Genomic DNA, 13,130 nt, shown 5'->3' on the forward strand with positions numbered 1-13,130 from the left:
CTACCAAGACCTTAAATTTCTTTCCCACTTGAATCTATCGCTTTTGTCGAGGGGTATTTAAAGGATGCAAAACGGACAACAAAAATCGAAAAGGCAAGTAATAAAATCCCACCACAAACATACAAAAGTCCAGCATCTGGATCTTTATGGTGTGACACATCACCAATCAACAATCTTGTTAAAGCAGTAATAGCAACATAAAGAAGAAACCTGATTGGCATATGATTTGTTTTAAAATAAATACCTACCATCGCCCCTAACTCTAGGTAAATGAATAGCAAAAGGATGTCGTCAACGCTAACACTGCCTTCGCTTAGCATCCTAATAAAGGTGACAACGGCAGCGTAGGCGGTGATAGCTCCAATACCAAACAGGGCTAGATAATGGAAAGCCTCAACACACAGATTCCCCAGAGAATCAGCCGAGCAATGAAGGTTTTTGCGGAGCTTGTCAGCCCAATTCAGGTTATCCATTTTCCACCGCTCCAATCAGATGCAACACCAAGACGAAGAAACGCAAAGCACAGGGTCAGGCAGCCAGAAGCCCGTTTTGGCTGGGTTTTGATTTTATTTCGAGTGTTAGTAACGTGTGATTGGTCTTGAAGTAAATCCCGACCATCGCGCCCAATTCGAGGTAGATGAACAGCAGCAAGATGTCGTCGATCTTGATGTGCCCCGCTTCGATCATCCCCAGAAACTCCATCACCGCCGCCCACGCGGTTACCGCACCGATGGCGAACAACGCCAGGTAGTGGAAGGTCTCGACGAACAGATTGCCCAGGGATTCGGCCAGTTGGTGCACGTTCTGCCGCAGGTTCTCGGCCCAGTTGATTTTCACGATGATTCTTCCTTAGCTCGGTTCGAGCGGATGATGCCGGTTGGACGTGACGGTTGTTCTGCATGCAGAAAAAAGGCCAGAGGTTGATGGGTAAGATGGCAATGGGCTGTTATTGGACACTTTTGTGGTGTCTGGACGGGCGCCTTCGCGGGCAAGCCTCGCTCCTACAGGGTCGGTATTATCTGTAGGAGCGAGGCTTGCCCGCGAAGGGAACGCCACGATTCAACTGAACAAACGCTGATTTCGGTCTACATTAAAAAGCCACTACCCAAAGCGCAGGGATTCGCTTATCCTTTTCGCTGTATAAAAACACAGTGGTCGAAACAGACAACTATCGTGAAGGCATGTGAGGTGGTGAATGGCCGTCGAAGTGGTATACCGCAGCAGCCGAGATCTGGAGCGCTTGTTCATGGATAAAGCCGAAGCTGACCGTCATGACAAAATGCTCGAACTGGCCGAATTGCTGGCTGAAGTGTTGCAAAAAGCCGTTCCGTCCCTGACCGAGCAGCAAGTGGAAGAAGCCGGGATCTACATGGCGAAGAATCGCGATGTGTTCGCCAAGGCGTTCAAGAGCCAGCCGGATGCGTTGTCCGAGCTGCTGAGCGCGCCTGTTGAAGTCGCAGAACAGGTTGAAGTGGCAGAAACAGCTGAGCCGACCAAGCCAGCCAAAGCCGCTAAAACGCCGAAGTAAGCAACAGCCGAATTGAACAGGCCCTGAGTCGAATGACTCAGGGCCTTTTTCATGCCTGCGAAAAACGCGGCTCAAACCGTTCGCGGCGTTCGCTCGTCTGCAGCTGTCGAGCTTCCACGTATTGACGCACCCCATGGCGACTGCGGAGAAAGTCCCTGGATGACGTAGAGATACGTTTCTTGCGCAGCGTAGTCGAGCACACTGATCAAACCGCCGACATAGCTACCGTTGTAAAGGAAACCATCAAAGTTATAGGTCACCGTGAAGGTGATCTGTGCCTCGGCACTTTTGCCCGAGGCCTCGATGATCGTGCCCGCCAACGTTGCTGGCGATACGGTGCTTCCCTCGTACGGGATCGGATCCTGGTAGAAATCCGGTAGCGCCAATGCGCCCGTCACCGAATCGGTGTCGAACGTCAACGTGCCGCTCTGCCAAACCTGCAACCCGTTCGGGTTGGCGCTCGCGTCGAACAGGCTGACGGAGAAGGTGTAAGAAGTGCTCATGATTTCACCCATGGCCGTTCAACGACGTTCAACAGGTAGACCTCTTCACTGTCAGGCGTCAGTGAAAACAGGTAGCCATTGTTGAGGAAGTCCTCGTGATCGCTGACATCGATGGGCCAACCGGGGTACTGATTACCGTCGGCGTCCAGCACCCACATGAACTTGACGTTGTAGTCTGTCGGGGTGGCCGATTTGTAGACACCGCCGGCGACCTGCGTCCCGTCGTCAAACCGCGCCCATGCCATGACGACCGGCGAGCCAACACTGATTTCGTCGGGCACCGGGGTATTGCCCTGCATGATCAGCGTCCACGCCTCTTTGCCGCCGGCAGGCAGCATCATTCGCGCAACGTGTTGCGGCGTCGGCGATCCTGCTGCCTGTCCCGTAACGGCGCCCTGACCAACGCCCGTGCCCTGCGCGACATTGAGGGTATAACCAAACGTGTTTTCACCGGGTTGCTGCACCGGGCCGGTGATGGTGCAGATCAGGCCATTTTGCTGGGCGACCTCCACGTAGGGGTCCCAGGTACCGGGCGTCGATCCCGAATTGATAACGCAGTTGATGGCCGGGTTTTCAGACTGGTAGAGGGTGAAGAAGACGTTGCCGTCGTTGTCCCATAAACCGGTGCTCACCGGACCTGCGGTGCCGGGGGTGAAAATAGTGATCTGCCCGCCGTAATTGGCGCCGTTATCGTCGCTGACAAACGACACGCCAATATCAAGGCTGGAGTTGATCGTGAAATTGCAGGTGAGAGAAGAACTGGAAGACATGATTCGCTCCTTGAAATCACGAAAAAGCAGTGCGCCAGTCATGATTGCCCCAGACGCTGGCAGGCCCTCATCAACCGGGCGGGTGGCGTTGCGCCATCCCGCTTGCAGCGTAGTCAGGTCTTTAGAATTTGCCAGCGAAGTGAAGGGCGCGGCGAGCCTTCACCGGTACAAGACTTTCTCTGCCAACTCGTCCGCCACACGGGCGGGGGAACGTTTCTCAGCCTGGGCATGGGCGAACACTTCGGTCAGCCGTGAGCTGATTTTCGACAAGTGCGCGGTGATGGTCGTCAGCTCTTCGCCACGGTGTTTGAGCGACACGTAGATCAGCCCGCCGGCATTGATCACATAATCCGGCGCATAAAGAATGCCTCGCCGTTCCAGTTGATCCGCGACATCCAGATGAGTCAGTTGGTTATTCGCCGAACCGGCCACCGCCGAGCATCGCAGTTGCGTGACGGTATTGCTGTTGAGCACACCGCCGAGGCCGCACGGCGCGAGAATGTCGCAAGGCGTGCTGAGCAACGCCTCGTTGGCAATCGGGTGAGCGCCGAGTTGCTCCATCGCCAATTGCACCTTGCCGTGATCGATGTCGCTGACCAGCAGTTCGGCACCGGCAGCGTGTAACTGCTCGGCCAAGGCATAACCGACATTGCCCAGGCCTTGAATGGCCACGCGCAGGCCTTCGAGGTTGTCGCTGCCCAGGCGAGCCATGGCGGTGGCACGAATGCCGGTGAATACGCCCATCGCCGCGTGAGGCGCCGGGTCGCCCGCCGAAGTGGTGCTGGTGACGTGCTGGGTCTGTTGGGCGATGCAATCCATGTCCGCCACTGAGGTGCCGCTGTCGATGGCCGTGATGTAGCGCCCGTCGAGCTGATTGATGCAGCGCCCGAACGCTTCGAACAACGCGGCGCGGTTTTCCACATGGACCGGTCGAACAATCACCGCCACGCCGCCACCCTGAGCCAGGCCGGCCAGTGCCGCCTTGTAACTCATGCCTTGAGCCAGGCGAATGGCATCCTCGACCGCGGACTCGTCGCTTGGATAGGCAAGGTAACGACACCCGCCCAGGGCAGGCCCCAGACGGCTGTTATGAATAGCAATGACCGCCTTCAACCCGGTGACCGAGTCGACGCTCAGATGCAGCGATTCAAGGCGAGTGCTTTGCATGAGAGCGAACATCGTAAGGGCTCCCGAATCACTTCTTGTAGTCGCCAGTATAGGCTTGCGCCCAAAATTTGCAGAAGCGCACCGGAATAAGCGGCGCCGCCATTCAGGCTTTCGGACATAACCTGCGCGGCACTGGACGAATGCCGCAGGGGAGGCTAAAACGAGGCATGTCCCGGAGATTTTGATGACGCCCCGCCAACGCTTTTTCGACTGCCTGCAACGATCACCGCCCGCGCTGTTCGAAGCGGCGCTGTGGATTGCCGTCGAGCACGATAAAGAGGTGGATCCGCAGGCGGTACTGGCAAATTTCAAGGACCTGCAACAACGCGTCAGTTACGGCTTGCCGATGTTGCCGGTCAGCGAGCTGGCCCAGCCGCTGTTGCGACGCCTGAATGATCTGGGATACGCCCAGGACGATTTCACGCCATTGCGACCGCAAGTGGCCTTGCTCGACAAAGTGCTGGAGCGCCGACGTGGCCAGCCATTGGCCCTGGGCCTGATTGCGCTGGAACTGGCCAGAGGCCTGGAAATTCCCTTGGTCGGGGTCAACTTCCCAGGGCATTTCCTGCTGCGGGTTCCGGGGGCCGATCACCTGCTGGACCCTTGCGGCGGTCGACGGTTGTACCCCAACGATTGCCGGGAACTGCTGCAACGCCAGTACGGTCCGAACATGAAACTCAGCGCCGAACATTTGCTGACGGCCGAGCCGGTGCAAATGCTCCAGCGGTTGTCACGCAACCTGCGCCAGTTGCACCTTTCCCACGATGACTACATTGGCGCGTTGATCGACGCCGAACGCGTGCTGGAACTGGGCAACGCCAGCGCCTCCGATTACCTGGCCCGGGCCAGCCTTTACCAGCGGCTGGACTGCCCGAACGCCGAGCGTTTCGATCTGGAGCATGCGCTGCTGCTCAGCGACGACCCTATCCAGCGGATCCGCCTGACCGAACGACTCGGCCACCTGCCCCCCAACTCAATCGTCCACTGAACACCTGTAGGAGCCGGCTTGCTGGCGATTCAAACGCCACGGTCAGTCAGGAATACCGCGTTATCGTTCATCGCCGGCAAGCCGGCTCCTACAAAAAACTGTGCGGTATTTGCCCCTGTAGGAGCCGGCTTGCTGGCGATTCAAACGCCACGGTCAGTCAGGAATACCGCGTTATCGTTCATCGCCGGCAAGCCGGCTCCTACAAAAAACTGCGCGGTATTTGACCCTGTAGGAGCCAGCTTGCTGGCGATTGATACGCCGCGGTCCATCAGGAACACCGCGTTATCGTTCTTCGCGAGCAAGCTTCGCTCCTACAGGGAATTGTGCGGTATTTGAACCTGTAGGAGCCGGCTTGCTGGCGATTCAAACGCCGCGGTCCGTCAGGAACACCGCGTTATCGTTCATCGCCGGCAAGCCGGCTCCTACAAAAAACTGTGCGGTAATTGAACCTGTAGGAGCCAGCTTGCTGGCGATTCAAACGCCGCGGTCCGTCAGGAACACCGCGTTATCGTTCATCGCCGGCAAGCCGGCTCCTACAAAAAACTGCGCGGTATTTGACCCTGTAGGAGCCAGCTTGCTGGCGATTCAAACGCCGCGGTCCATCAGGAACAACGCGTTATAGTTCTTCGCGAGCAAGCTTCGCTCCTACAGGGAATTGTGCGGTATTTGAACCTGTAGGAGCCGGCTTGCTGGCGATTGAGACGCCGCGGTCAGTCAGGAACACCGCGTTATCGTTCATCGCGAGCAAGCTTGCTCCTACAGGGGGCGGTGTGATGTTTTCAAGGAGTGTCTGGCTGATTGGCCGGGTGCGCTTTCATGAACGCTGGATGCGTCGCGGCCAGCGTCGCCACTCGACGAATCCGTGGGTATGCCTCCAGCGAAATGTTGAAACGTTCAGCCGCGTACAGCTGCGGAATCAGGTACACATCCGCCAGCCCCGGTTCAGCGCCGAAGCAATAACCTTCATCACCAATCAACTGTTCCACCGTCGCCAGCCCTTGGCTGATCCAGTGCCCGATCCACTCGACCACCTGCGGTTCATCGTGGCCCAACTGCCGCAGCCTGTTGAGCACGCTGACGTTGTGCAGCGGATGCACGTCGCAGCCAATCACCGCCGCCACACCGCGTTCATGCGCGCGAGCGGCGAGGTCTTTGGACAGCAGCGGCACCTGTGGATAACGTTCCTCCAGGTACTCGATGATCGCCGGTGACTGGATCAGCAACTCGCCTTCGTCGGTGCGCAAGGCCGGCACCCGGCCTTGCGGATTGATCGCCAGATACGCTGGCTGGCGATGCTCACCGCCCGGCGGCGCGATCAGGTTGATCGGCAACGCCCGGTAATCCAGGCCCTTCAACGCCAAGGCGATACGCACCCGGTAAGACGAGGTCGAACGGTAGTAGGTATAGAGTTCCATGACCCGTTCCTCTTAACGCGCCGGCAGCACTTTGCCGCGGCATTCGCCGAAACCGATGGAGGCAAAACCGTCGCGGCTGCAACGGGCGCGCAGGATGATTTCGTCGCCGTCCTCAAGGAATTTACGCACTTCGCCGGAGGCCAGTTCGATCGGCTTTTTACCGCCCTCGGTGATTTCCAGCAGGCTGCCGAACTGACCGTTTTCCGGCCCTGACAAAGTGCCCGAACCGAACAGATCGCCGGCCTGCAACTGGCAGCCGTTGACGCTGTGGTGCGCGACCATTTGCGCCACGGTCCAGTACATGTGTCGGGTGTTGCTCAGGGTCAGTCGATGGGCCGGCAGGTTCTGCTCGCGCATGCCTTCGGTCAGCAGCAGCACTTCCAGTTCGATGTCGAAGGCACCCGCGGCCTGGTCACGTTTGTCGAACAGGTAAGGCAGCGGCTGCGGATCGCCTTCCGGACGCGCCGGTTGCGCACGACGGAACGGTTCCAGCGCCTCGGCCGTCACCACCCATGGCGAGATACTGGTAATGAAACTCTTCGACAGGAACGGCCCCAGAGGCTGGTATTCCCACGCCTGGATATCCCGCGCCGACCAGTCGTTGAGCAGGCAGAAACCGGCGATGTGATCGGCGGCGTCGCCGATGGCAATCGAGTCGCCCATGTCGTTGCCCTGGCCGATCCAGATGCCCAGTTCCAGTTCGTAGTCCAGCCGTGCACACGGGCCGAAGGTCGGTTCGGTCTGACCGGCCGGCAGGGTCTGGCCTTTCGGACGGCGAACGTCGGTGCCGGACGGGCGAATGGTCGATGCGCGGCCGTGGTAACCGATCGGAACGTACTTGTAGTTCGGCAGCAGCGGGTTGTCGGGACGGAACAGTTTGCCGACGTTTTGCGCGTGCTCGATGCCGACGTAGAAGTCGGTGTAATCGTTGATTTTCGCCGGCAGGTGCATCTCGCAGTTCGCCGCCAGCGGCAGCAGTTTTGCACCTTGGGCTTCGATCTTGCCGTGCAGGGTGCTGCCTTCCTTGAACAGTTCGATCAAGCGCTCACGCAGGGCAACACGAGCCTCGCGGCCGAGTTCGAAAAACGCATTGAGCTGACCGCCACGGGTGGCTTCGACCGCCGCTTTTGCAGCACCGTCGAACAGGCCGGCGTCGAGTGCCGCTTGCAGATCAAAGATGTGTTCGCCAATCGCCACGCCACTGCGCGGCGCAGAACCCTTCACGCTGAACACGCCCAGCGGCAGGTTTTGCAGCGGGAAGTCGACATGGCCGTTGGCGGAGGCAACCCAGCTACGAGTGATGGAAGTCTGAGTCATGGGTTATCTCCGGGTCGGGTCGAAAGTAGCGGGCAGCGTGGCCCAGCAGGCATCGTAATGGGGTTGCAGTTGTGGGCAATCGAGGGCGAAGCGACTCGGGCGCAGCACCTGACTGGTCTCGAACATGAAGGCCATGGTGTTGTCGATTTTCGCTGGTGCGAGTTCTGCGTTGATTGCCTTGGTGCAGGTTTCGCCGTCCGGGCCGTGGGCGCTCATGCAACTGTGCAGCGACGCACCGCCGGGCACGAAGCCTTCGGCCTTGGCGTCGTACTCGCCCTTGATCAGGCCCATGAATTCGTTCATCAGGTTGCGGTGGAACCACGGTGGACGGAAGGTTTTTTCGGCGACCATCCAGCGTGGCGGGAAGATCACGAAGTCGAGATTGGCCAGGCCATGGACGCTGGTCGGCGAAGTCAGGACGGTGAAAATCGAAGGATCCGGATGATCGAAGCTGACCGTACCAATGGTGTTGAAACGGCGCAGGTCATATTTGTACGGCACGTTATTACCGTGCCAGGCGACCACGTTCAGCGGCGAATGATCAAGCTCGCAACCCCACAACTGGCCGAGGAATTTCTGCACCAGGGTGGTCGGCTGCTTGAGATTTTCGTAATGAGCGACCGGGGTCAGGAAGTCCCGTGGATTGGCCAGACCGTTGCTGCCAATCGGTCCGAGGTCCGGCAGGCGCAATGGCGCGCCGTGGTTTTCCGCAATGTAGCCACGCGCCTGCGGGTCGAGCAGTTCGACGCGAAATTTCAGACCGCGCGGCAGCACGGCGATTTCCAGCGGCTCGAGTTCCAGCACGCCCAGCTCGGTGGCAATGCGCAGGCGGCCCAGCTCCGGCACCAGCAGCAGTTCGCCATCCGCGTTGAAGAACACGCGCTCCATGGAGCGGTTGGCACGGTAATGGTAAATGCTGATTCCGGCCGGTTTTTCCGCCGCCGAATTGGCAACCATGCTCACCAGCCCGTCAATGAAATCGGTGGGCTCGGTCGGGATGTCCAACGGGTTCCAGCGCAGGCGATTGGGGGTCACTTCACCCAACGGTCCGCCGGCCAGTTGCCGATCCAGTTTGACGAACGCCGGGTGATTGGCCGACGGCTGAATGCGGTACATCCAGGTCCGCCGCGCTTCGGCGCGAACCATGGTGAACGCGGTGCCGGAGAACAGCTCAGTGTAGAGGCCGTATGGGGCTTTTTGCGGGGAGTTCTGGCCGACGGGCAGTGCGCCGGGCAACGCTTCACTGCTGAACTCATTGCCGAAACCGGACTGATAAGCCAGCGCGGGCGCCGTTGAATCGAGGTTCATGGAGCCTCCTGAACAGGGAGTAGGCAATGGCCTGTCACTCTGTTGCAGAGGTCTCGGCACGCCTGGGTTATTTTTATCGTAATTCAATTACGCATAACGTAATTTGATTGGTATTGACCGTCAAGCTATAAAGACGCCCATTCGTCCCGGGATCAGACTGCCTCCATGGAAACGCCGCGCAACAACGACAAACAGAAAGTCCGCTCGGCCGAGGTCGGCACCGACATCCTCAAGGCACTGGCCGAGTTGTCGCCATCGACTTCACTGTCGCGCCTGGCCGAGCATGTGCAGATGCCGGCAAGCAAGGTTCACCGCTATCTACAGGCGTTGATCGCCAGCGGTTTTGCCGAACAGAACACCGCCACCAACCATTACGGCCTGGGCCGCGAAGCGCTGCGCGTGGGGTTGGCCGCACTTAACAGTATGGACGTGCTGAAAGTCGCCGCCCTGCCCTTGGCCGAACTGCGCGATGAATTGAATGAAACGTGTTTTTTGGCGGTGTGGGGCAATCAGGGCGCAACCGTGGTGCATATCGAACCGGCGGTGCGCGCGGTGACCGTGGTGACGCAATTGGGCTCTGTGTTGCCGTTGCTCAGTTCATCCACGGGATTGGTGTTTGGCGCTTATCTGCCCAAGCGTGAAACGGTGGATTTGCGCGAGCAGGAAGTGCTGGCAAACAGTTCCCATACGCTGGCGGACGATCAGGCTTATGTGACCTTGTGTGAACAGATCCGCGAGCGCGGCCTGCACCATGTGCATGGATTGTTGATGCCCGGCGTCGATGCGTTGTCGGCCCCGGTATTCAACGCGGTGGGAAATGTGGTGGCCGTCATGACCATCGTTGGCCCGGCGTCACTGTTTCACGCCGACGAAAACGGCCCGGCGGCGCAGCGATTGCTGGCGGCGACGCGGGCCGTTAGTTGGCGAATGGGATATGAGCCATCCGTTGTCACTGGTTAATTAAGCTGACAGGCTACTGTTGCGCTTAATTGCTTCTCGGTAGGACTCAACCACAATACGACCTGCAGTATTAAGATCAATGCTGTCCAAATAGGCAACGCGATCGGCTTTATCAAAAGTCCATCGCTTTGAAAAAATACCCGCGTATTCAGTATTGAACCTGGGCAACTCATCCGCCTGCACTTGCTCCATGATAGCCCAGCTCAAACTCTCGGAGTAATCAACCACCTGCTTTCCCTCGTCGTTGATCACTACCGAGTTCAGGTAAGTTTCATCAACATTAATGGCATACCCTAAAACACCGAACGCACCAGTCAACTTTTTACTTACTTCTTCCAGCAAATTATTACTCACAAATAGCATCCTTACTAATAATGGAAGTCGGCCAAAACACATTCAAAAAATATAAACACTGATTGACGGGCCGACGCCCACTTTATAAACAACCCAACTAATTTAGTACACCCCAAAACTTGTATGTAGACGTAAACACACCGAACACTTCAAACAACAATCCCCAGAACTTTGGCTTTGGCCACAGCCTGAGTCCTCCGCTCTACACCCAACTTTCCATTGATCCGCCGCGCGTGGGTTTTAACGGTATGTAACGATATGAACAACTGATCAGCTATCTGTTGATTGGAGTTACCCAGGGCGACTAACTCAAGCACTTCTATTTCACGCTGACTCAAGCGGTTCTGGACCGAAGCCAGCGGTTCAGCAGGGTTACCCGACTCGGTACGCCCGATCGCCTCCGGCAAGCGTGGCTGGCGCAATTGCAGATCGCGCAGGGCCTGTTGAAGATTGCAGCGCTCGACCAGTGCCAAACCTTCCTGCATCGCCTCGCGAGCGGCAGGCGTGTCGCCCGTCAGCCAGGCCACTTCTGCCAGCGCCAGGTGCAATTGCGCTTGCAGCCCCGCCATTCCCCGTTGACGCGCCCAGTGCAACTGAGCCTCGAGCTGCACCAGAGGGTTTGGCGCCTGCCCTCGATACACTTCGGTCAGCACCAGCAGGTATTCAAGGCCGGGAATCAGCTCCAGCGTCGCCGGCGGCGCCTGACGAGCATGGACTCCGTGATAGTGACGCAGCACCCGGGTCAGGGCTTCATGGGCCAAATCCGGACGGCCCTGCTGCAACCAGAAATGGCAGCTGTATTGCAGCAGAACACTGCGGTAGACCGTGTCTGGAATCCGCCGCTGTTGCATCAATCGTTCGGCGTCACGCAGCAGGACAAAAGCCTGGGCGTAGTCCTGGCGATTGGCGGCCAATTGCGCGAGGCCGAGGAAACCGTAAAGCACGCGTTTGTCCTGGCTGCGCAGGCAGATTTGCAGGCCGCTCTCGAAGTACGCGGCCGCCTGCGTCTCTCGTCCCTGACACAGGCTCAAGCGTCCGCGCTGCAAGGCAATCCGCCCCAGCAGCGGTTGGGCCAGCGGTTGCTGCTGGACGAGCAAGCCATGCATGTTGGCCAGCAGGGTTTCAGCCCGGCCGGACGCACCACGCTGCTCGAGCAATTGCGCATGATCGAGTTCCAGCAGCCCCTCGAACACCAGCGAACCTTGCGCTCGCGCCAGGCACAACGCCTCACGGTTGGTCGCCTGCGCCACGTCGAGCTCGCCCCTGAGCAAGGCTTGCTGGGTCAGCGCTGACAGGCACATCAGCCGAGCCGTCCAGAGCGAGGGATCGAGTTCGTCGAGTGCCTCAAGCAAATGCGCGCGCGAAGGCTCCATGCGCCCCTGCAAATGCAACAGCCAACCCTGCATCGCCTGCCAACGCGCCATCAGCTGCCGTTGATGCAACGCCGACGGCTGAGGGGCGAAGCGTGACAAATACCCGATGCACTCACCCGCCTGCTCGAACCGCCCGGCAAACAGCAACGCCGCGGTGATCAGCCCCACCAGTTGCGGCGAGCCAAGCATCAACTCGTCGCCTTTGTGTTCATGCAGACGCAACAACAGCACAACGGTCTGCTCTTCGAACAGGTGCTCGAAACTGAAATGCTGCAACAGGCTGACCGCGACCTCGAACTCTTCGGCCAGCAAGGCTTGTTCAAACGCAGCTTTCCAGTCCAGTTCGGCGGCGAACCACTGACAAGCGCGGCGATGCCAGGAACGTCCCGCCGGCCATTGCTCTTCGCGCATCAATTGCGTGAGGGGGGTGAAAATCTGCAGCCAGTCGGTCGAGTCCTGCCAGGGCTCGATGAAGCAGCCCAACGCCTGCAACGTGCTCAGGCATTGGGCGCCCTCGCCTGCACCGAACAGGTGGTCGCACAACCGCGCATTGAATCGCTGCAAATGGGCCAGCACCCGCCAGGCTTCCGCCAGCTCCGGGGTCAGCATGCCGAACAATTCGTGTTCGAGGTAATCGTGCAGGGTGTCCGGCCGACCGTGCAGCGACTCGTTGCGCGACCAGTCGCATTTTTGCAGCAGCGCTATCCGCACACCCGCGCACCAGCCACCGCTGAGTTCGATGATCCTGCCGGCACGTTTCGCCGCCTGCTCCGGCTCCAGGTGATGCAGCAGTCGGGCAATTTCCGTTTGAGTGAAGGCCAGAGTGGCGCGCTCGCAGTCGTACAGCTCATCGGCGAGCAACAAGCGTGGCCAATTGCATTGCGGGCGGCGGCGACCACTGAGCCACCAGGTAATCATCGGACTGCTGATAGCCAGCAACCGGTCGAGCAGCAAGTCCAGCTCCGGGTTGGGCGTGCGGCAATAGTCATCGAGGCACAGCCAGGTCGGCGTCTGCCATTGAGCCAGCGATGACAGCAATGCGGATTCGTCCGCCGCGACCAATCCCAATGCGTGGGCCAGCCGCTGCCGAAAATCGGCAGCCTCCATCGGCTCCCCCGCCAACGGCAACCAACAGACCCGGCACTGCTCGGGCGCCTGCAACAGGCATTCGATCAGCAGCGCACTCTTGCCACTGCCCGCCGGCGCACAGAGCAATTTCACGCGTGCGGTCGAGGCCAGTAACGGCTCGATCAGCCGCTCGCGAGACTGGTGATGGGAAGACAAACGGGGCAGAAGTCCAGGACGGTCCAGACACGGGGCCATGGCGGTCATAGTGGTGCGCCTTTTTATAATTGTGGCGCCACCCTAGCCCTCTCTACACGGCTTGTTGAAGAAGTATTCAACACACTTATCGACACCTATAAAAAAGGTGACCGCAAAGTCACCT

At 58.8% G+C, this 13,130-nt stretch carries 12 protein-coding genes and 2 pseudogenes; 3 read left to right on the plus strand and 11 right to left on the minus strand.

All coding sequences use genetic code 11. The features are described from left to right. Positions 1 to 11: 11 nt before the first annotated feature. Together KGB25_RS08325 and KGB25_RS08330 are read right to left on the minus strand one after the other, a co-directional pair. Positions 12 to 473 (minus strand): phosphate-starvation-inducible protein PsiE, encoded by a 462-nt coding sequence (locus KGB25_RS08325; RefSeq protein WP_223434768.1) that lies wholly within the window; start codon positions 471 to 473, stop codon positions 12 to 14. 115 nt (positions 474 to 588) lie between these two features. Further along, positions 589 to 837, minus strand: a pseudogene (locus tag KGB25_RS08330) (phosphate-starvation-inducible PsiE family protein); the annotation flags it as partial. A 358-nt stretch (positions 838 to 1,195) separates the two neighbouring features. On the opposite strand from KGB25_RS08330, the pseudogene KGB25_RS08335 reads away from it, so the two are divergent. Then, positions 1,196 to 1,435, plus strand: a pseudogene (locus KGB25_RS08335) (YebG family protein); the annotation flags it as partial. Between the two features lie 164 nt (positions 1,436 to 1,599). Here the strand turns inward: KGB25_RS08335 and KGB25_RS08340 are convergent. From KGB25_RS08340 to KGB25_RS08350, 3 genes are all read right to left on the minus strand, one after another. Further along, a complete protein-coding gene (locus KGB25_RS08340) occupies positions 1,600 to 2,031 on the minus strand; it encodes a hypothetical protein (RefSeq protein WP_223434769.1) in 432 nt (143 codons plus the stop codon). Beyond that, entirely contained in the window at positions 2,028 to 2,801 is a 774-nt protein-coding gene (locus KGB25_RS08345) for a hypothetical protein (protein ID WP_223434770.1), read from the minus strand. Before KGB25_RS08345 ends, KGB25_RS08340 begins: the two co-directional genes overlap by 4 nt. Before the next feature lie 159 nt (positions 2,802 to 2,960). Further along, entirely contained in the window at positions 2,961 to 3,980 is a 1,020-nt protein-coding gene (locus KGB25_RS08350; protein ID WP_008025318.1) for a Glu/Leu/Phe/Val dehydrogenase family protein, read from the minus strand. A gap of 172 nt (positions 3,981 to 4,152) precedes the next feature. On the opposite strand from KGB25_RS08350, the gene KGB25_RS08355 reads away from it, so the two are divergent. Beyond that, entirely contained in the window at positions 4,153 to 4,956 is an 804-nt protein-coding gene (locus tag KGB25_RS08355) for a SirB1 family protein (protein WP_008025317.1), read from the plus strand. A gap of 140 nt (positions 4,957 to 5,096) precedes the next feature. Here the strand turns inward: KGB25_RS08355 and KGB25_RS08360 are convergent, their stop codons facing one another. From KGB25_RS08360 to hmgA, 4 genes are all read right to left on the minus strand, one after another. Further along, positions 5,097 to 5,258 carry a hypothetical protein gene (locus tag KGB25_RS08360; RefSeq protein WP_223434771.1) on the minus strand — a complete coding sequence of 54 codons (162 nt, stop codon included), beginning with the start codon at positions 5,256 to 5,258 and terminating at the stop codon, positions 5,097 to 5,099. Positions 5,259 to 5,735: 477 nt separating this feature from the next. Further along, a complete protein-coding gene (maiA, locus tag KGB25_RS08365) occupies positions 5,736 to 6,371 on the minus strand; it encodes a maleylacetoacetate isomerase (protein WP_223434772.1) in 636 nt (211 codons plus the stop codon). A gap of 12 nt (positions 6,372 to 6,383) precedes the next feature. After that, on the minus strand, positions 6,384 to 7,688 hold the full coding sequence (fahA, locus tag KGB25_RS08370) for a fumarylacetoacetase (protein WP_008027000.1): 1,305 nt from the start codon (positions 7,686 to 7,688) through the stop codon (positions 6,384 to 6,386). A 3-nt stretch (positions 7,689 to 7,691) separates the two neighbouring features. Further along, positions 7,692 to 8,996 carry a homogentisate 1,2-dioxygenase gene (gene hmgA / locus KGB25_RS08375; RefSeq protein ID WP_008026999.1) on the minus strand — a complete coding sequence of 435 codons (1,305 nt, stop codon included), beginning with the start codon at positions 8,994 to 8,996 and terminating at the stop codon, positions 7,692 to 7,694. 165 nt (positions 8,997 to 9,161) lie between these two features. On the opposite strand from hmgA, the gene KGB25_RS08380 reads away from it, so the two are divergent. Then, a complete protein-coding gene (locus KGB25_RS08380; protein ID WP_008037322.1) occupies positions 9,162 to 9,956 on the plus strand; it encodes an IclR family transcriptional regulator in 795 nt (264 codons plus the stop codon). On the opposite strand, the gene KGB25_RS08385 is transcribed toward KGB25_RS08380, so the two are convergent. Next, the gene (locus tag KGB25_RS08385; protein ID WP_223434773.1) at positions 9,957 to 10,319 is read right to left on the minus strand and encodes a hypothetical protein; all 363 of its coding nucleotides are present in this window, start codon (positions 10,317 to 10,319) and stop codon (positions 9,957 to 9,959) included. 140 nt (positions 10,320 to 10,459) lie between these two features. Further along, complete coding sequence (locus tag KGB25_RS08390) at positions 10,460 to 13,015, minus strand: LuxR C-terminal-related transcriptional regulator (RefSeq protein ID WP_223434774.1); 2,556 nt, start codon at positions 13,013 to 13,015, stop codon at positions 10,460 to 10,462. Positions 13,016 to 13,130 lie beyond the last annotated feature (115 nt).

Source organism: Pseudomonas sp. BF-RE-21 (assembly GCF_019947305.1).
GTDB classification, from domain to species: Bacteria; Pseudomonadota; Gammaproteobacteria; order Pseudomonadales; family Pseudomonadaceae; genus Aquipseudomonas; species Aquipseudomonas migulae.

Excerpts from the sequence above, each read along its gene's own strand:
- KGB25_RS08345 (WP_223434770.1), bottom strand. The coding sequence starts at position 2,801 with ATGTCTTCCAGTTCTTCTCTCACCTGCAATTTCACGATCAACTCCAGC.
- KGB25_RS08355 (WP_008025317.1), top strand. The coding sequence starts at position 4,153 with ATGACGCCCCGCCAACGCTTTTTCGACTGCCTGCAACGATCACCGCCC.
- KGB25_RS08350 (WP_008025318.1), bottom strand. The coding sequence starts at position 3,980 with ATGTTCGCTCTCATGCAAAGCACTCGCCTTGAATCGCTGCATCTGAGC.
- KGB25_RS08390 (WP_223434774.1), bottom strand. The coding sequence starts at position 13,015 with ATGACCGCCATGGCCCCGTGTCTGGACCGTCCTGGACTTCTGCCCCGT.
- KGB25_RS08325 (WP_223434768.1), bottom strand. The coding sequence starts at position 473 with ATGGATAACCTGAATTGGGCTGACAAGCTCCGCAAAAACCTTCATTGC.
- maiA (WP_223434772.1), bottom strand. The coding sequence starts at position 6,371 with ATGGAACTCTATACCTACTACCGTTCGACCTCGTCTTACCGGGTGCGT.
- KGB25_RS08340 (WP_223434769.1), bottom strand. The coding sequence starts at position 2,031 with ATGAGCACTTCTTACACCTTCTCCGTCAGCCTGTTCGACGCGAGCGCC.
- hmgA (WP_008026999.1), bottom strand. The coding sequence starts at position 8,996 with ATGAACCTCGATTCAACGGCGCCCGCGCTGGCTTATCAGTCCGGTTTC.
- KGB25_RS08380 (WP_008037322.1), top strand. The coding sequence starts at position 9,162 with ATGGAAACGCCGCGCAACAACGACAAACAGAAAGTCCGCTCGGCCGAG.
- fahA (WP_008027000.1), bottom strand. The coding sequence starts at position 7,688 with ATGACTCAGACTTCCATCACTCGTAGCTGGGTTGCCTCCGCCAACGGC.
- KGB25_RS08385 (WP_223434773.1), bottom strand. The coding sequence starts at position 10,319 with ATGCTATTTGTGAGTAATAATTTGCTGGAAGAAGTAAGTAAAAAGTTG.